The sequence below is a fragment of the Amycolatopsis thermalba genome (genome assembly GCF_023376025.1).
Lineage (GTDB): Bacteria > Actinomycetota > Actinomycetes > Mycobacteriales > Pseudonocardiaceae > Amycolatopsis_E > Amycolatopsis_E thermalba.
In genome coordinates this window covers 4,978,195-4,994,722 of the sequence record NZ_CP091196.1, presented here as the reverse complement: position 1 = coordinate 4,994,722, position 16,528 = coordinate 4,978,195, and the positions used below count along the sequence as shown (strand labels likewise).

Below are 16,528 nucleotides of genomic sequence, written 5' to 3'. Positions count from 1 at the left end.
TTCCCCCGACCATAGCTCATTAGCGATCGTTAGGTAACGGTCGTCAGGCGATCTTCGACACGGCGAGGAAGACCTCCGTGCAGTGCTCCACCAGGTCCTCTTCGGACAGTTCGAGCGAGCCGTCCAGCCACGACGTCAGCGCCTGGGAGAGCCCGCCGACCAGCATCTCGGCGAGCAGGTCCAGCCGCGGGGTGGAGGGCATGCCGTAGAACTCGCGGGCCTGCAGGCCGAGCAGCCCGGCGAACCACCGCGCGGACGCGGCGCGCCGCTGTGCCAGGACGGTGTTGTCGAGGGTGGGGGAGAAGAGCAGGAAGCCCTTGCGCGGGTCTTCGGCGATCGCGCGGACCAGGCGGCTCAGCCCGGCGTGCGTCTTCGCGCGGGCGTCGCCGGGTGCGGACTCGACGGCCTCCAGGGTCGTCGCCGCGATGCCCTCGACCACCGAGTCGTACACCGCGACGGCCAGCGCGTCCCGGTCGGCGAAGTTCTCGTAGAAGTAGCGCGCGGCCAGCCCGGCCTGCCGGCACACGCCGCGCACGGTCAGGTTGCGGTCGCCATCGCGCGCGCCGAGCAGTTCCAGGCCGGCCTCGATGAGCTGGGCGCGGCGCTCGGCCTGCCGGTCCTCGCCGGCGACGCCGCCGTAGGTGCGCAGCGCTGACGTCTCCATGCCCCCATCTTGACAGGTGTGGTGGGGCCGCGCTGGAATATCTGCGAACGGACGTGAGCAGATCGGAGACCGGCGATGACCGCCACAGCCGCCCCCACCCGCCTCGGCGACGCGGTGATCGGGGCCGGTCTCCTGGCCGGCAGCGCGAACGTGATCATGCAGCTCGCGCACCCGTCCGTGGGCTACGGCGTGTACGAAAGCCGGGTGGACAGCGGGAACCTGTTCAAGCACCCGGTCAAGCGGAGCCGGACGACGGTGACCTACCTGGCTGTCGTGGCGCTGGGCACCGACGAGGAGCGCGCGGCGTACCGGAAGGCCGTCAACGTCGCGCACGCGCAGGTCCGCTCCACCGGGTCCAGCCCGGTGTCCTACAACGCCTTCGATCCGAAGCTGCAGCTGTGGGTCGCGGCCTGCCTGTACCGCGGGTTCGAGGACGTCTACGAGGCGTTCGTCGGGCCGCTCGCCCCGGAGCGGGCCGAGGAGATCTACCGGCATTCGTCCGTGCTCGGCACCACGCTGCAGGTCACGGAGGACATGTGGCCGGCCGACCGGCAGGCGTTCGAGGAGTACTGGACCGGGGCGCTGGCGGAGATCTCGATCGACGACACGGTGCGCGAGTACCTGATGGGGGTCGCCGACCTGAAGTTCCTGCCCGGGTTCGTCAGCCGCGCGCTGGGGCCGGTCAACCGGTTCGTCACCACCGGCTTCCTGCCCGGCGTGTTCCGGGAGCAGATGAAGCTCGGCTGGACGCCGCGCGACGAGCGCCGGTTCGACCGGCTGCTCAAGGCGATCGGCCTCGCGGTGCGGCTCTCCCCGCGCCCGGTGCGTGAGTTCCCGTTCAACGCCTACCTGTGGGACCTGCGACGCCGCCTGCGCACGGGCCGGCCGCTGGTCTAGCCGCGGCGGCGCAGGCCGCGTGGGTTCCCCAAGTGGCTTCACCGTCCTAGCCGCGGCGCGGTGGTCCGGACGGGCCGCGTGCCGGGAGCGTCCGCCGGTACACCACGTTCGTCGTCGTGCTGCCGAATTGCGCCAGCTGGTCCGCGACCTCCTCCAGGTGGTCCATCGAGGCGGCCGCGACCTTCAGCGTGTAGCAGTCGTCGCCGGTGGTGCGCAGGCACTCCAGGATCTCGTGGCGCTCGCCGAGCAGCCGGTGCAGCGGCTCGTGCCTGCTGCCCGGGTACTTCAGCCGCACCACGGCGAGCACCGGGTAGCCGACCTTGCCGAGATCGACCTCCGCCCGGTACCCGGTGATCACCCCCGCCGCCTCCAGCCGCTTGACCCGTTCGGTCGTCGCGGACGCGCTCAGGCTGACGCGGCGGGCCAGCTCGGTCAGCGGCACCCGCCCGTCCGCCTGCAGTTCGGTGAGGATCGCCCAGTCGGTCGCGTCGAGAGTCTCGGTCATGACCCGAAAATACCGGCAGATCCACGGCGGACGGGGCACAAGTCCGCAAGGAATCCCTGTGCCGCCCGGTGATCTCTGCCTAACCTGGACGTCGTGAAAATCGGTGTGAACATCCCGAACTTCGGCCCCGGCACGGATCCCGGCGTGCTCCGCGACTGGGGCCGGACCGTGGAGGGACTTGGTTTCGACCTGCTGATGATGTCCGACCACGTGGCGATCACGCCGGACGTGGCCGGCCAGTACCCGGCGCCGTTCTACGAGCCGTTCACGACGTTGTCCTGGCTGGCGGGGGTGACCGAGCGGATCCGGCTCGGCACGACGATCCTCGTGCTGCCGTACCGCCACCCGCTGCTGACCGCGCGCATGGCCGCCAACCTGAACGCCCTCAGCGGCGGCCGGCTGGTGCTCGGCGTCGGGGTCGGCTGGGCGCGTCAGGAGTTCGAGGCGCTGGGGGTGCCGTTCGAACGGCGCGGCGCGCTGACCGACGAGTACCTGGACGTGCTGCGCGAGGCGTGGGCCGATCCGGGCTACCGGGCGGGGCGGATCCCGTTGTGGATCGGCGGGAACAGCGCGGCCGCCCTGCGCCGGGCCGTGCGGCTGGGCGAGCCGTGGCACCCGCTGCGGTTCGGCCTCGGCTGGTTCCGCGAGGCGCTGGGACGGCTCAAGGCGATCGCCGACGACGCCGGACGGCCGGTGCCCGCCCTGGCGCCGCGGATCGCGTTGCGCCTGACCCGGGAACCGGTCACCGGCGAGCGGCTCGCAGGCGAGGGCACGATCGAGCAGATCGTCGCCGACCTCGCGGAACTGCGCGCACTGGGCGCCGAAACCGTGGTGCTCGACCCGTTCGGGGGCGACCCGGCGGAAACGTTGCGGCCCCAGGCCGCCTGGCAGGCGCTGGCGACGGTCCGCGCCCAAATGGAGGATTGATGTCCGACGAGAAGTACCTGCGGCGCGCGATCGAGCTGGCCGCCGAAGCCCGGGCCGCGGGCAACCCGCCCTTCGGCTCGCTGCTGGTCGGCCCCGACGGCCGGATCCTGGCCGAGGACCGCAACACCACGATCACCGACCGGGACATCTCCGCGCACCCCGAGCAGAAACTGGCCCGCTGGGCGGCGCGTGAGCTGGACCCGGAGACGGCGGCGGGCACCACGATGTACACCAGCTGCCAGCCGTGCGGGATGTGCACGGGCGCGCTGGCGCGGTCCGGTCTCGGGCGGGTGGTCTTCGCCCTGTCGGGGGAGCAGCTGGAGAGCCTGAGGGAGCCGACCGCGCCGGTCGTGGTGCGGCCGGTGCCGCAGGAGGGCCCGTTCCTGTTCGACGAGGCGCGCGTGCCGGTGGACGGCTACTACCGCTGACCGTCCGGAATGGAGCCGCTGGCGGGCTGGAAGGAGCGCACCAGCGCGGAATCCCGGTGCTCGGCGAGCGTGAGGGCGAATCCGACCTCGTCGGCCCACTCCTCGCCCGAGCAGTCCGCGCCCGGCGGGGGCGCCGCGCGCGGGGGTTCGCCGCGCTCCTTCGCCGCCTCCGCCAGGGGAAGCCAGCAGGCCGTGGCGAGGGCTTCGCTGCCCGCGTGGGCCCGGGCCGCCTCGATCGTGCCCGGGTCCACGTAGTCGCGCAGGACCAGGACCGCGTCACGGATCTCGATCACCCGGCGGTACAGCCGCAGGTCGCTGGCCCACCGGCCGCTCTCCGGCAGGTGGACCTGTGGCACCGCCGTCACCAGGCGGCGCCACAACGGTTCCAGGTGGCGCAGCGTCCGGCGGTCGCCCGCGGCCCGGTGCAGCCGCAGCAGCTGCGGCAGTGCCGTGCCCAGCGCCATGACCCACGCCGTGATCGCGACGTTGAGCGGGGCCGCCGCCCCAGCCACGGCGACCGGGTGACCAGGTAGGCGGGCACCACCAGGCCCCAGAAGACGGTCGAGGAGGCGAACCCGGTGGCGAGCACGTACAGGCCGGCCCGGAGCGGACGGGTGGTGGCCCGCCGCCCGTAGCGGGCGCACAGGATCGCCGCGGGACCGGTGCCCAGCACGTGCGCGAGGCACAGCAGCGACCAGAACAGGCCGAACCACGGGACGTCGGCGGAGGTGAGGCAGGCCGGCGCGGGAGCGCCCGAGTTGATCAGCAGCAGCGCGGCGCTGACCAGGGCGGCACCGCCGTAGACCAGCAGGGGGCGGCGGCTGGCGGTGGCGGCCAGGACGAAGTCGAGGATGAGCGCGGAGCCGACGACGCCCCAGACGCTCACCACGATGCCGCAGCCGCCGCCCGGCCCGAAGGCGCGGTCGACCAGGCCGGCGACCGGTTCGAGGACGAGGGTGATCGAGGTGGCGAGGCTCGCGATCGCGATCAGCATGCGCCGCCGCGGGGGTGCCCGCCGGGCGGCGGGCGCGCGGATCACCAGCGTCACCCACAGCACGAGCGTCCCGGCGGCCAGGAGGTGCGTGCCGCCGCTCTCCAGCGCCGCGGGGCTCACCGCGCACCCCGGCGCAGCTGGCCGCTCACTCCCACGTTCCCCGCAGGCCGAGCGCGGTTTCGAACTCGCCGAGCGCCCCGGTCGTCGTCCAGGTCGCGCGGGCCTGCGCGGCGGTCCGGATGAGGCTGGCGACCAGCTCGGCCTCCTGCTCCTCCTCCGTGGTGTACCCGGTGCGGGTCAGCAGGCGCTCGATCAGCTCCGGCGACAGGTCCGGCAGCACCCGCGACAGCGGATGCCCCGTGCCGTCGCCGGTGTGGTCGCACAGCAGGTGGCCGATCTCGTGCAGCACGATGTGGTCGCGGTGCACCCGGCTCGTCTGCTCCTCGACGTAGATCACGTCCGCCGACGCCAGCCGGATCCACGCCCCGCACGCGGCGGCGCCGGACCCCGGCGGGAGCGTGCGCACGTGGATCGGGCGGCCGCGCCGCGCGGCGAGGGCGTCGACCAGCGCCGGCACCGAGAACGGCCGGGGCAGCGGCAGGCCGGCCACCAGGGCCTGGCACCGCCGCAGGTCGCGTCGCGTCACCATCGCTGCCGTCACCTCCGCTCGGGCGGGTCTGCGAGCGGGCGCGGCACCTGCCCCGGTCTACGCGCCCGGCTCGTCGTCCGGCTGCTCGGCCGGCGGCCCGAGCCGCTCGATCTTGCGGGCCTCGGTGACCATGGCCAGCAGCGCGTCCAGGGTATCGTCGGACAGCCCGTCCGCGCGCAGCGCGATCGACCGGACCTTGTGGTTGCGCAGCGCCTGCGCCAGCTCGAGCTGGGCGTCCACGCGGGAGGTCACCGCGTCGTCGAGGAAGTAGTCGGGCGGCACGCCGAAGAACGCGGCGAGCGTGCCCAGCGTCTCCTGCGTCAGGTTGCGCTTGCGGCCGCTGGCCAGTTCCCACAGGTACGTGCTCGACAGGGTCGCCCCCGTGCGCTCGCGGATCTGCGCCGCCAGCTTCGCGTATCCGGGCCTGCCCTCGGGGTAGAGGGTGGTGATCAGGTGCGTGATCTTGGCGGCGAGCGAGCCGCCCTCCTGCCCGCCCTGGTCCATGCGGTTCCTCGTGCTCGAAGGTGGTCGTCCGCTTCGGCGGACGGCAGTCATTGTCAATCAGCCGCAGGCCGTTGACAAACCGAGGTGTCCTGCACCTATTCTGGCCCAGGTCATCCGCTACAGCGGATGCGCGGCCGGCGGGGCCTGGGGGCTCGCCGGCCTTTTTCGTGTCGAGATCCGTTCAGCCTGCACACCCCGCCCCGAAGCGGCTATGATGGTGGAGGCGTCGTTCTCCCAGTGACCCCCAGGCTGGTCGAGGACGACGCCCCTTTTTGCGACTTGACTTATGTTCATGGTATGCATTAGATGATTTCAGTAGTGCAGAAGACCTGCTGACAGGGGGAGAAGTGAGCGAGCCGTTGCGGGCCGGGATCATCGGCGCCGGGTTCATCGGAGCCGTACACGCCCGTGCGGTGCGCACGCTGGGCCAGGACCTGGCCGCGGTGGCCGCGTCCACGCCCGCCCGCTCCCGCGCGGCAGCGGCCGAGCTGGGCGCCCGGTCGGCCGTGGACAGCGCGGAGGAGCTGGCCGCCGCCCCCGGCATCGACGTCGTGCACATCTGCACCCCGAACGCCCTGCACGCGCCGCTGACCCGCATCGCGCTGGACGCGGGCAAGCACGTCGTCCTGGAAAAGCCCGTCGGCATGAGCGGCGCCGAGGTCGCCGGCCTCGTCCGGCGGTGGCGCGACACCGACCGCGTGGTCGCCGTGCCGTTCGCCTACCGCTTCTACCCGGTGGTGCGCGAGGTGCGGGAGCGGGTGCGCGGCGAGCGGATCCGGCTGATCCACGGCGTCTACCTGCAGGACTGGCTCTCCCGCGACAGCGACACGAACTGGCGGGTGCGGTCCGAGCTGGGCGGGCCGTCGCGCGCGTTCGGCGACATCGGGGTGCACTGGTGCGATCTGGCGGAGTTCGTCACCGGACAGCGGATCGCGCGGGTGCACGCGGTGCTGCCGCGGGTCGTGCCGGTGCGGGCGGGCGCCGAGGTGGACACCGAGGACGCGGCGCTGCTGCAGTTCGAGACCGAGCAGGGCGTGTTCGGGTCGGCGGTGATCAGCCAGATCTCGCCGGGGCGGCGCAACCAGCTGCAGCTGCGGATCGACACCCCCGAGGTCGAGTACGCGTTCGACCAGCAGGAGCCGGAGATCCTGTGGATGGGCCGGCGCGACGAGACGCGGGTCCTGCACCGCGGCGACCCCGCCCTCGGCCCCGACGCGACGTCCCGCAACCTCGTCCCGGCCGGCCACCCGCAGGGCTACCTGGACTCCTTCACCGGCTTCATCGCCGACACCTACGCCACGATCCGCGGCGAGAAGCCCGAGGGCCTGCCGACGCTGGCCGACGGCGCCCGCGCCACGGCGATCACCGAGGCGGTCCTGAGCTCCGCCACGCGCCGCGACTGGGTGGAGGTCACGCCCGGCTGACCCCGGGCCTGGTACGAATTTCCGGGTTAGTGCGAGCGAAGGGAACGCGCGTGACCGCAACCATCCCGTCCGACCAGCTCGACGATCTGGTCCTGGTGCTCGATCTGGTGCGCTCCGGCGCCGCGCGGACCCGGCCGGAGCTGGGCAGGCGGTCGGGGCTGGGGCGGACCGTCATCAGCCAGCGCGTCGGTCACCTGATGCGCGCCGGGCTGCTGGAGGACGGCGAGCTGGGGCCCTCCAGCGGCGGACGCGCGCCGCGGGAGCTGCGGTTCCGCTCCGGCGCCGGGGTGATCCTCACCGCCGAGCTGGGCGCCACCAGCATCAGCGCCGGGCTCACGGACCTCGCCGGGACCCTGCTCGCCCAGCGCACCGAGGCCTCCGACGTCGCCCGCGGGCCGGAACCCGTGCTCGCCCAGGTCGGCGCGCTCTTCGACGACCTGCTGGCCGCCCGGCCGGGCGCCGAGGTGTGGGGGGTGGGCATCGGGCTGCCGGGCCCGGTCGAGTTCGCCACCGGGCGGCCCAGCGCCCCGCCGATCATGCCGGGCTGGGACGGCTACCCGGTGCGCGACCACTTCGCCCGGCGGCACAGCGCGCCGGTGTGGGTGGACAACGAGGTCAACGCGATGACGCTCGGCGAGTTCCGGGCGGGCGCGGCGGCCGGGGTGCGGGACTACCTCTACGTCAAGATCGGCACCGGGATCGGCGCCGGGCTCATCTCCGGCGGTCACCTGCACCGCGGCAGCCAGGGGTGCGCCGGCGACGTCGGGCACACGGCGGCCCGCACCGACACGACGGTCGTGTGCCGGTGCGGCAACATCGGCTGCCTGGAAGCGCTTGCCGGCGGCGCGGCACTGGCCCGGGACGGCGAGACGGCGGCGAAGGACGGCACCAGCCCGATCCTGGCCGAGCGGCTCGCCGGGAACGGTGTGGTCACCGCGGAGGACGTGGCGTGGGCGGCGCAGAACGGCGACCGGGCGGCGCTCGAACTGATCCAGCGCGCCGGGCGGCTGATCGGCGACCAGCTGGCGATGCTGGTGAGCTTCTTCAACCCGTCGCTGCTGCTGATCGGCGGCGGCGTGGCCGGCGCGGGCGACCACCTGCTCGCCACGATCCGCGAGGTGATCTACGGCAGGTCCCTGCCCCTGGCGACGCGGGACCTGCGCATCGCGCGCTCGTCGCTGGGCGACCAGGCGGGCGTGGTGGGCGCCGCGTTCATGGTGCTGGACGAGCTGTTCACGCGCGACCGCCTGGCGAGGTGGATCGACGCGGGCACCCCGGCGGGGTTGCCGGACCTGACGGCGGCGTGATCGCGACGGCGATTTTGCGTCCGGCCGGTTCGAGCCGGACGGAAATGCCGGGGGCCGTGGCGATCGGCACTTGCCCGGCGAGCGGTGTGCTGCAACGGCAACGGGCCGGTCCCCCGGATGGGGAACCGGCCCGTTGAGCAGTCGTGCGTGTCAGACGATGCTGACGCGGCTCGCCTGGGGGCCCTTGGCGCCCTGCGTGATCTCGAAGGTCACCTGCTGGTTCTCTTCAAGGCTGCGGAAGCCGTTGCCGTCGATCTCCGAGTAGTGGACGAAGACGTCCGGTCCGCTCTCCTGCGCGATGAAGCCGAAGCCCTTTTCGGCGTTGAACCATTTGACGGTGCCCTGTGTCATGCGTTTCTCCTTGATATTTTCTCTAACAATCAGAGCGCGGAAGCCGCGCCCTTCGTGGTCAGCCCGAGCATGGCGAGCAGCTCGCGGCAGTCGTGGACGTCCAGCGCGTGGTCGGCGACCGTGCGCGCCGCACGGTGGTTGGCGATCGCCTCGTCCTGGGCCATCCGGGCGCGTGCCTCGGCGATCGGGCCGCTTTCGGGTCGCGGCGGGGAAGCGTGGCGAGCCCAGGTCATGACGATCCCTTCGGTGGTGCGGATTTCACGGCCAGCCTCGCCAGCCGCTGCTCGGTGGGCCAGCGCACCTGCCAGGCCCAGCCGAGACGTTCGAACGCCCAGATCACCCGGGCGGACACGTCGATCTGCCCGCGTCGCACGCCGTGGCGGGCGCAAGTCGGATCGGCGTGGTGGGAGTTGTGCCACGACTCGCCCATGGACAGGATCGCCAGCGGCCAGAAGTTGGCCGAGCGGTCCCGGCTGGCGAACGGGCGGTCACCGATCATGTGGCAGATCGAGTTCACCGACCAGGTCACGTGGTGCTGGAACGCCACCCGCGCCAGCCCGGCCCACAGGAACCCGGTGAGCGCGCCCCACCAGGACATCGTCGCCAGCCCGCCGATCAGCGCCGGCAGCAGCACCGACAACGAGACCCACAGCGGGAACAGCCGGTCCACCGCGCGGATGTCCGGGTCGGCGGCGAGATCCGGGGCGAACCGGTCCACATTGGTCCGGTCGCGGCCGAACAGCCAGCCCATGTGGGCGTGCCAGAAACCCTTGGCCAGCGCGGCCGGCGAGGTGCCGAACAGCCACGGCGAGTGCGGATCGCCCGCGCGGTCGGAGAACGCGTGGTGACGACGGTGGTCGGCCACCCACCCGATCACCGGTCCCTGCGCCGCCATGCTCCCCGCGATCGCCAGCGCGATCCGAAGTGGACGGTTCGCGCGGAACGCGCCGTGGGTGAAGTAGCGGTGGTAGCCGATGGTGATGCCCAAAGTGGACACCGTGTAGAACGCGGCGGCGACGGCGAGATCGAGCCAGCTCAGTCCCCAGCCCCAGAGCAGGGGAACGGCGGCGATCAGCGCGGCGAAGGGGATGATCAGGAACGCCCGGATGACCACCATCTCGGTCATCGACGCTTGTTCCGACAGCAGGGGCTTGGTCTTCCGGTCCGGGACAACGGGAGCCGAAGAGGTCAAGAAGGAACTTCTCTCGTGGAGGATCAACCACGATGGGCCAACCGAAGGGAACGAAACCGGCCCTGTGCCAGCCTGCGAGAATCTCCCGACAAGACCGACTCTACCCCATCGGATCCGGTCCGTCACGGTCACCGCGTGGGAAACTGCCGTTCATGATCATCGTCGCGGCGGTCGCGCTGCTGGCCTGGCTGTGGCTGGCCGCGACCGGCTTCTGGCGCACTGACCAGCGGTTACCGCCCCGCCGGGAGCCCGCCGCGTGGCCGTCGGTGGCGGTCGTGGTACCCGCGCGCGACGAGGCCGCGATCCTGCCGGAAACACTTCCGGCACTGCTCGCCCAGCGCTACCCGGGACCACTCCGGATGATCCTCGTCGACGACGGCAGCGGCGACGGCACCGCGGACGTCGCCCGCGCCCTGGGCGGTGAGCGGCTCACCGTCACCGCACCGGGTGAACGCCCGCCCGGCTGGACCGGCAAGCTGTGGGCGCTCGCGCACGGCGTCGCCCAGGCCGGCGAGCCCGACTTCCTGCTGTTCACCGACGCCGACATCGCCCACGGCCCGTACTCGGTCGCCGCGCTGGTCGCCTCCGCCGACGGCCGCGATCTGGTGTCCCAGATGGCCCGCCTGCGCACCCGCACCCGCTGGGAACGGCTGATCGTTCCCGCTTTCGTGTACTTCTTCGCGATGCTCTACCCGTTCCGGTGGGTCAACGGCCCCGGCCGCACCGCCGCGGCCGCCGGGGGCTGCTGCCTCGTGCGGCGCACCGCGCTCGAGCGGGCCGGGGGCCTGGCCGCGATCCGGGACGCGCTGATCGACGACGTCGCCCTCGGCCGCGCCATCAAGCGCGCCGGAGGCCGCATCTGGCTCGGACTGGCCGGGGACGTGCGCAGCGTCCGTCCCTACCCCACGCTGCGCTCGCTGTGGGACATGATCGCGCGCAGCGCCTACGCCCAGCTGCGGCACTCCCCGCTGCTCCTCGCCGGCACCGTGCTGGGCCTGGCCGTGGTCTTCCTCGCGCCCCCGGTGCTGACCTTCGCGGCCACCGGCGCTGTCCGCGTGCTGGCCCTCGCCGCGTGGGTGCTCATGACGGCGACCTTCGTCCCGATGCTGCGCTACTACCGGCAGCCGTGGCTCGCTGCGCCCCTGCTGCCCGTCACCGCGACGCTGTACCTGCTGATGACCGTCGGCTCGGCGGTGCGGCACTGGCGCGGGCTCGGCGCGACCTGGAAGGGGCGCAGCTACGGGTGATCGCGGGTACGGTCTGAAGCGGTGACCGGAACGAGGAGGGAACCATGGCCGACCAGGACATCATCGCCAACATCGACAAGCTGATCGCCGAGGAGCACGAGCTGCGGTCGCGGTCGGTCGGCGGGGGCCTGAGCGAGGAGGACCGGGCCCGGATGCGCCGGGTCGAGGAGCAGCTGGACCAGTGCTGGGACCTGCTCCGGCAGCGCCGGGCCGCGCGCGAGTTCGGCGAGGACCCCGACAAGGCGCAGGCCCGCCCGGTCGGCGAGGTCGAGTCCTACCGGCAGTAGGTCACGCCAACGCAGGACTCGCGTGCGTGAGCGTGGGACTCGCGCGCATGAACGCAGGACTCGCGTGCGTGAGCGTGGGACTCGCGTGTGTGAACGCGGGACTCGCGGAATACCCGCCCTGCCCGGGCCGTTGTGCCAGCTAGTTGAACGCACAACTACCTGAGCAGGGTGAGTCCATGTCCCGCACACTCGTGGTCGTCTCGGCCGGTCTGAGCAGTCCCTCCTCGACGCGGCTGCTGGGCGACCGCCTGGCCCAGGCCGCGGCCCGCGAGACCGGCGCCGGCGTCGAGGTCGTGGAGCTGCGCGACCTCGCCGGCGACATCGCGAACAACCTGGTCACCGGCTTCCCCAGCCCCAAACTGGCCGGCGCGATCGAGACGGTGACCCGCGCCGACGGCCTGATCGTCGTCACGCCGATCTTCAACGCCTCCTACAGCGGCCTGTTCAAGTCGTTCTTCGACGTCATCGAGGCCGGTTCGCTGCGGGGCAAGCCGGTCCTGATCGCCGCGACCGCCGGCACCGCCCGGCACTCGCTCGCGCTGGAGTTCGCCCTGCGGCCGCTGTTCGCCTACCTGCGCGCCGACGTGATGCCGACCGCCGTCTTCGCCGCCGCCGAGGACTGGGGCAGCTCCGACGGCCCGGACGGCGACCTCACCGCCCGCATCGAGCGCGCCGCCGGTGAGCTGGCCACGGCGATGGGCGGGCGGCCCGCCGCCGCGCCCACCGGTGAGGACGAGTTCGTCCCCTTCGACCAGCAACTGGCCCGGCTGGGCATCACGTCATCGCGTTGACGCCGGTCAGGTCCCGGCCGATGATCAGCTTCTGCACCTGGCTGGTGCCCTCGTAGAGGGTGAGCACGCGGGCGTCGCGCACGTACTTGCCGACCGGGTACTCGTCGATGAACCCGTAGCCGCCGAACACCTGCAGGCAGTTGTTCGTCACGCGCACCGCGGTCTCGCTCGCGTGGTACTTCGCGGCCGAGGCGTCCGTGGCGTACTCCTTCGGCTTCATCCCGGCGTCGGCCATGCGCGCGACCTGGTGGGTGAGCAGGCGGGAGGCCTGCACGTCCACCGCGGCGTCCGCGAGCAGCTCCTGCACCAGCTGGAACGAGGCGATCGGCTTGCCGAACTGGTCCCGCTCGGTGGCGTAGCGGGTGGCCGCGTCCAGGGCGGCCTGCGCCACGCCGACCGCGCCCGCGGCCACCGAGATCCGGCCGCGGGACAGCGTGCCGAGCGCGATGCCCAGGCCCTTGCCGACCTCCCCGAGCCGCGCCGAATCGGGCACGCGCACGTTGTCGTAGGTCAGCTCGGCGGTCGCCTGGCCACGCAGGCCGAGCTTGCCCTTGATCTCCCTGGCGGTGAACCCGGGGGAGCCGGTGGGCACCAGGAACGCGGTGATGCCGGTCTCGCTGGTGCGGGCGAACGTGAGCGCGACCTTGGCCCAGGTGCCGTTGGTGATGAACATCTTGCTGCCGTTGATCACCCAGTCGCCGCCGTCGCGCTCGGCGCGGGTGCTCAGTGACCCGGCGTCGGAGCCGGTGCCCGGTTCGGTGAGGCCGAAGCAGCCGAGCGCCTCACCGCTGATCAGCCGCGGCAGCCACTCCTGCTTCTGCTCCTCGGTGCCGTGCGCGGCGATCGTCTTCGACACCAGGCCGAGCGACACCGACACGATCCCGCGCACCGCCGAATCGCCGCGGCCCAGCTCCTCGGTGACCAGCACGTAGGACAGCATGTCGGCGTCCACCCCGCCGTAGCGCTCGTCCAGCGTCAGCCCGAGGAACCCCAGTTCCCCGAGCCGCCGCACCACGGACTGGTCGACGTGCTCGGTGCGGTCCCACTCGCGCGCGTTGGGCGCGATCTCGGCGTCGACGAACTCCGCCGCCATCCGGCGGAAGTCGCGCTGGGTCTCGGTGAGCCCGAAATCCCGTGCCAGCATGGCTCTTCTCCTTCTCAGACGTCTTCGGGCGCGGTGCCGGCGGCGGTCAGCGGCAGGCCGAGCTGGGCGCGCTCGGTCAGCCACCGCGTCGGCCGGTAACGCGGGTCGCCGGTGGCCTCGTGCAGCGCGCGCTGCAGCGTGAGCAGCCGCGACGGGCCCACCACGTCGCCCCAGGCCAGCGGCCCGCGCGGGTAGCCGAGCCCGAGCCGCACGCCCAGGTCGATGTCGTCCGGCGCGGCGATGCCCTGTTCGGCGATCGAGGCGGCGACCGACACGATCGAGGACACCAGCCGCTGCGCGACCCCGCCCTCGACGTCCCGCACCACCGAGACCGCCTTCTCGCCACGAGCCAGCACCGCGCGCGCGTCGCGGGCCGCGGCCGGGTCGGCGGCCGGGGTGATCGCCAGCACCCGGCGGCCGGTCCGGATCGACAGCGGGTCGACGCCGAACGTCCGCTCCGGCGGCAGGCCCTGCGCGGCGATCGCGGTCGCGACCGTGGTGCCCCACGTCGTGACGAGCGCGACCGCGTCGCCGGTGAGCGTGCCGGTGACCTTCGCCCCGGCCTCGGTCAGGGCGGCGCGCAGCTCGTCGTCGTCCGTCCACACCGGACGGTCGGCATCGCCGGTGATCGGCTTCTCCGCGGGCTTTTCCGCCCCCTCGGTGTAGTCGAACCAGCCCTGCTTCGTCTTGCGGCCGTGCAGGCCCGCCGCGACGCGGTTCGGCGTGAGGAACGACGCGCGCAGCCGGTCGGAGAAGCGGAACCCGGCCCAGATCGACTCGATCACCGTCGCGGTGACGTCCAGCCCGGTGAGGTCCATCAGCTCGAACGGGCCCATCTTCAGGCCCAGCACGTCCCGCGCGATGCGGTCCAGCTCGGCCGGTCCGGCGACCTGGCGCTCCAGCAGCGCGAGCGCCTCGGTGACCAGGCCGCGCCCGGCGTGGTTGATCAGGAAGCCCGGCGTGTCCGACACGACCACCGCGCTGTGCCCGGTCTCGCGGACGAGCGCGGAGACGCTGTCCACGACATCGGGCCGGGTGCGGGCGCCGGGGATCACCTCGACGATCTTCATCAGCGGCGCCGGGTTGAAGAAGTGCAGGCCGACCAGGCGGGACGGATCGGACAGCCGGGCGGCGATCTGCGTGACCGGCAGCGACGAGGTGTTGGTGGCGAACACCGTCGTGGCGGGCAGCGCCTTCTCCAGGTCGGTGAACAACGCGGCCTTGGTGTCCAGGTCCTCCCGGATCGCCTCGATCACCAGGTCCGGCTCGCCCGGCTGGGCGGGGGAGTCCAGTGGCACCAGCCGTGCGCCGATCGCGGCGGCCTCCTCGGCGGTGCTGCGGCCCTTCCGCACGGCCCGGTCGAGCATGCCGCGGACGAACTCCACGGCCTCGCCGACCGATTCCGGCCGGGCGTCGGCCAGCTCCACGGTGTGCCCGGCGGTCGCCGCCCACTGGGCGATCCCGCGGCCCATCACCCCGGTCCCGACGATCCTGATGCGCACGGTTCTCTCCTTCATCGCAGATACACCCGCTCCGGGTCGACATCCTCGCGCAGCAACCGTAGTTCGGCCTCGCTCGGCGGTGCGATCACCGTCACGTCGCCGGCGACCTTCAGCGGCCAGCCGGTGGCTTCGCGCGCCTGCTCGACGGTGGCGCCGGGGTGCAGCGCGACCAGTTCCAGCTCCTCGCCGGGGCCGCCGCGCGCGAGGATGCCCAGCTCGGTGATCACCTTCGTGACGCCGAGCCCGGACGGCCGCACGCCGTCGGCGAGCGCGCGGTCCGGGCCGGGGGAGGTGCAGAAGTCCAGCTCGTCCACAAAGGACCGCGGGTCGTGGCGGCGCATCACCACGAACACCTCGCGGGAGTTCGCCATGACCTCCATCGCGCCCCCGGGGCCGGGCAGCCGCACCTTCGGGGAGTGCCAGTCGCCGATCACCGACGAGTTCAGGTTGCCCCAGCGGTCGATCTGCGCGGCGCCGAGGAACCCGACGTCGATGTGCCCGCCCTGCAGCACGTACCCGAACAACGCGGGCATCGACAGCACGGCCTCGGCGCCGGTGATCAGCACCGCGTCGGCGATCGTCTCGGGCAGGTGCGAGGGGTGCGCCCCGCACACGCCGGATTCGTAGACGATCTCCAGATCGGGTGCCACGGTCAGGTGCGCCAGCGACGCGGCCAGCGTGGGCAGGCCGATCCCGGCGAACACCGTGCGCTTGCCCGCCAGCTCGCGGGAGGCGACGACGGACAGGACTTCGCTCGACGTGGTCACTTCTGCAGCCTCCGTCCGTAGTTCACCGGTTCGCTCCAGGCTTCGCCGACGGCGAGGCCCGCCCAGGACTCCGCGCCCAGCTTGGCGACGTACTCGGCGTGGTCGGCGGTGCCGTGCACCCACTCCGCCATCCACGCGGCCAGCTTTTCCTTGTCCCTGCTGATGCCCGACCACGCGCGGTAGAAGGCGTTGTCGCGGTCGTAGTAGCCCTGCGCGAACGACGGGTGCGCGCCGCGCGGGACCTCGACCACCGCGTCCACGGCGTGCGCGGGCACGACCGTGCGGTTGGGGTCGCTGCGGATCACCTCGTCGGCGACGATCTCCTCGACCACCACGATCGCCTTCTCCGCGGCGTACACCGCCTCGGCCTGGATGCCGGTCAGGCCCCAGATCTGGGTGTTGCCGGCCCGGTCGGCGCGCTGGGCGTGGATGATCGTGACGTCCGGGTTGACCGGCGGGACGACGTAGATCTGCTCGTCGCCGTAGGGCGAGGCGACCTTGCGGATGTCCGGGTTGACCCGCGGCAGGTCGGAGCCGGCGTAGGAGCGCAGCGGGTAGAACGGCAGGCGCTGCGCCCCGGCGAGGTAGCGGCAGATCATGCCGTAGTGGCTGTACTCCTCGAACTCCAGCGGTTCGGGGTCGGCGTGCTCGACGCGGCGGCGCAGCTCGCCCAGCGACCCGGCCGAGGAGTTGCCGACGAACGACGACACCAGCTTGCGCACGCAGCCGCCGGCGAGCATCTGGTCGACGACGATGTCCGCGGTCATCCGGACCACCGTGAGGTCGCGGCGGCCCTGCCGGATGATCTCGTGCCCGGCCGCGGTGGGGATGAGGTGCGTGAACCCTTCCAGCGAGACGGTGTCCCCGTCGTGCACGAAGGCCGCGACCGCGTCGCGCAGGCTCATCGTCTTGTCCGGACCCGGGCGGGGCATCGTCGCGCTCCTCGAA

At 72.7% G+C, this 16,528-nt stretch carries 21 protein-coding genes; 8 read left to right on the top strand and 13 right to left on the bottom strand.

Going from position 1 to position 16,528, the window contains the following annotated elements; all coding sequences use genetic code 11:
* Positions 1 to 43: 43 nt before the first annotated feature.
* Positions 44 to 664: a TetR/AcrR family transcriptional regulator gene (locus L1857_RS24230; RefSeq protein WP_094007934.1), complete on the bottom strand. Its 621-nt coding sequence runs from the start codon at positions 662 to 664 to the stop codon at positions 44 to 46.
* A 75-nt stretch (positions 665 to 739) separates the two neighbouring features.
* Here L1857_RS24230 and L1857_RS24225 point away from each other — a divergent pair, with 75 nt between their 5' ends.
* Positions 740 to 1,561 carry an oxygenase MpaB family protein gene (locus L1857_RS24225; RefSeq protein ID WP_116111024.1) on the top strand — a complete coding sequence of 274 codons (822 nt, stop codon included), beginning with the start codon at positions 740 to 742 and terminating at the stop codon, positions 1,559 to 1,561.
* A 46-nt stretch (positions 1,562 to 1,607) separates the two neighbouring features.
* Here L1857_RS24225 and L1857_RS24220 read toward each other — a convergent pair whose 3' ends face one another.
* The gene (locus L1857_RS24220) at positions 1,608 to 2,066 is read right to left on the bottom strand and encodes an Lrp/AsnC family transcriptional regulator (protein ID WP_094007936.1); all 459 of its coding nucleotides are present in this window, start codon (positions 2,064 to 2,066) and stop codon (positions 1,608 to 1,610) included.
* Positions 2,067 to 2,159: 93 nt separating this feature from the next.
* On the opposite strand from L1857_RS24220, the gene L1857_RS24215 reads away from it, so the two are divergent.
* Positions 2,160 to 2,993 (top strand): LLM class flavin-dependent oxidoreductase, encoded by an 834-nt coding sequence (locus tag L1857_RS24215; protein WP_116111026.1) that lies wholly within the window; start codon positions 2,160 to 2,162, stop codon positions 2,991 to 2,993.
* On the top strand, positions 2,993 to 3,421 hold the full coding sequence (locus tag L1857_RS24210) for a nucleoside deaminase (RefSeq protein ID WP_116111027.1): 429 nt from the start codon (positions 2,993 to 2,995) through the stop codon (positions 3,419 to 3,421). Before L1857_RS24215 ends, L1857_RS24210 begins: the two co-directional genes overlap by 1 nt.
* Here L1857_RS24210 and L1857_RS24205 read toward each other — a convergent pair.
* From L1857_RS24205 to L1857_RS24190, 4 genes are read right to left on the bottom strand one after another with little or no spacing between them, the layout of a single operon-like run.
* Entirely contained in the window at positions 3,412 to 3,885 is a 474-nt protein-coding gene (locus L1857_RS24205) for an MAB_1171c family putative transporter (RefSeq protein WP_346731879.1), read from the bottom strand. The two genes, L1857_RS24210 and L1857_RS24205, sit on opposite strands and share 10 nt — an antisense overlap.
* Positions 3,783 to 4,535 carry a hypothetical protein gene (locus L1857_RS24200; protein WP_249466372.1) on the bottom strand — a complete coding sequence of 251 codons (753 nt, stop codon included), beginning with the start codon at positions 4,533 to 4,535 and terminating at the stop codon, positions 3,783 to 3,785. The genes L1857_RS24205 and L1857_RS24200 overlap by 103 nt, the downstream gene beginning before the upstream one ends.
* A 25-nt stretch (positions 4,536 to 4,560) precedes the next feature.
* Positions 4,561 to 5,064 carry a hypothetical protein gene (locus L1857_RS24195; RefSeq protein WP_116111029.1) on the bottom strand — a complete coding sequence of 168 codons (504 nt, stop codon included), beginning with the start codon at positions 5,062 to 5,064 and terminating at the stop codon, positions 4,561 to 4,563.
* 57 nt (positions 5,065 to 5,121) lie between these two features.
* Positions 5,122 to 5,568: a hypothetical protein gene (locus tag L1857_RS24190; RefSeq protein WP_094007941.1), complete on the bottom strand. Its 447-nt coding sequence runs from the start codon at positions 5,566 to 5,568 to the stop codon at positions 5,122 to 5,124.
* A gap of 347 nt (positions 5,569 to 5,915) precedes the next feature.
* Here L1857_RS24190 and L1857_RS24185 point away from each other — a divergent pair, with 347 nt between their 5' ends.
* Complete coding sequence (locus L1857_RS24185) at positions 5,916 to 6,992, top strand: Gfo/Idh/MocA family protein (protein ID WP_094007942.1); 1,077 nt, start codon at positions 5,916 to 5,918, stop codon at positions 6,990 to 6,992.
* A gap of 50 nt (positions 6,993 to 7,042) precedes the next feature.
* Entirely contained in the window at positions 7,043 to 8,299 is a 1,257-nt protein-coding gene (locus L1857_RS24180; RefSeq protein WP_116111032.1) for an ROK family protein, read from the top strand.
* 150 nt (positions 8,300 to 8,449) lie between these two features.
* Here the strand turns inward: L1857_RS24180 and L1857_RS24175 are convergent, their stop codons facing one another.
* From L1857_RS24175 to L1857_RS24165, 3 genes are read right to left on the bottom strand one after another with little or no spacing between them, the layout of a single operon-like run.
* On the bottom strand, positions 8,450 to 8,650 hold the full coding sequence (locus tag L1857_RS24175) for a cold-shock protein (RefSeq protein WP_094007944.1): 201 nt from the start codon (positions 8,648 to 8,650) through the stop codon (positions 8,450 to 8,452).
* Between the two features lie 29 nt (positions 8,651 to 8,679).
* Positions 8,680 to 8,883 (bottom strand): hypothetical protein, encoded by a 204-nt coding sequence (locus L1857_RS24170; protein WP_094007945.1) that lies wholly within the window; start codon positions 8,881 to 8,883, stop codon positions 8,680 to 8,682.
* Entirely contained in the window at positions 8,880 to 9,776 is an 897-nt protein-coding gene (locus L1857_RS24165; protein WP_162830566.1) for an acyl-CoA desaturase, read from the bottom strand. Before L1857_RS24165 ends, L1857_RS24170 begins: the two co-directional genes overlap by 4 nt.
* A gap of 218 nt (positions 9,777 to 9,994) precedes the next feature.
* On the opposite strand from L1857_RS24165, the gene L1857_RS24160 reads away from it, so the two are divergent.
* The 3 genes from L1857_RS24160 to L1857_RS24150 all read left to right on the top strand — a co-directional run bounded on the left by L1857_RS24160 (position 9,995) and on the right by L1857_RS24150 (position 12,167).
* Positions 9,995 to 11,089: a glycosyltransferase gene (locus L1857_RS24160; protein WP_116111033.1), complete on the top strand. Its 1,095-nt coding sequence runs from the start codon at positions 9,995 to 9,997 to the stop codon at positions 11,087 to 11,089.
* Between the two features lie 44 nt (positions 11,090 to 11,133).
* On the top strand, positions 11,134 to 11,376 hold the full coding sequence (locus L1857_RS24155; protein WP_094007948.1) for a DUF2630 family protein: 243 nt from the start codon (positions 11,134 to 11,136) through the stop codon (positions 11,374 to 11,376).
* Positions 11,377 to 11,552: 176 nt separating this feature from the next.
* Positions 11,553 to 12,167, top strand: a complete 615-nt coding sequence (locus tag L1857_RS24150; protein ID WP_094007949.1) for an FMN reductase — start codon at positions 11,553 to 11,555, stop codon at positions 12,165 to 12,167.
* Here L1857_RS24150 and L1857_RS24145 read toward each other — a convergent pair.
* From L1857_RS24145 to L1857_RS24130, 4 genes are read right to left on the bottom strand one after another with little or no spacing between them, the layout of a single operon-like run.
* Positions 12,151 to 13,311, bottom strand: a complete 1,161-nt coding sequence (locus L1857_RS24145) for an acyl-CoA dehydrogenase family protein (RefSeq protein ID WP_249466371.1) — start codon at positions 13,309 to 13,311, stop codon at positions 12,151 to 12,153. The two genes, L1857_RS24150 and L1857_RS24145, sit on opposite strands and share 17 nt — an antisense overlap.
* Before the next feature lie 14 nt (positions 13,312 to 13,325).
* A complete protein-coding gene (locus L1857_RS24140; protein WP_116111036.1) occupies positions 13,326 to 14,828 on the bottom strand; it encodes a 3-hydroxyacyl-CoA dehydrogenase in 1,503 nt (500 codons plus the stop codon).
* Entirely contained in the window at positions 14,825 to 15,580 is a 756-nt protein-coding gene (locus L1857_RS24135; RefSeq protein WP_094007952.1) for a CoA-transferase subunit beta, read from the bottom strand. The genes L1857_RS24140 and L1857_RS24135 overlap by 4 nt, the downstream gene beginning before the upstream one ends.
* Positions 15,577 to 16,512: a CoA transferase subunit A gene (locus tag L1857_RS24130; RefSeq protein ID WP_094007953.1), complete on the bottom strand. Its 936-nt coding sequence runs from the start codon at positions 16,510 to 16,512 to the stop codon at positions 15,577 to 15,579. Before L1857_RS24130 ends, L1857_RS24135 begins: the two co-directional genes overlap by 4 nt.
* Positions 16,513 to 16,528: the final 16 nt, after the last annotated feature.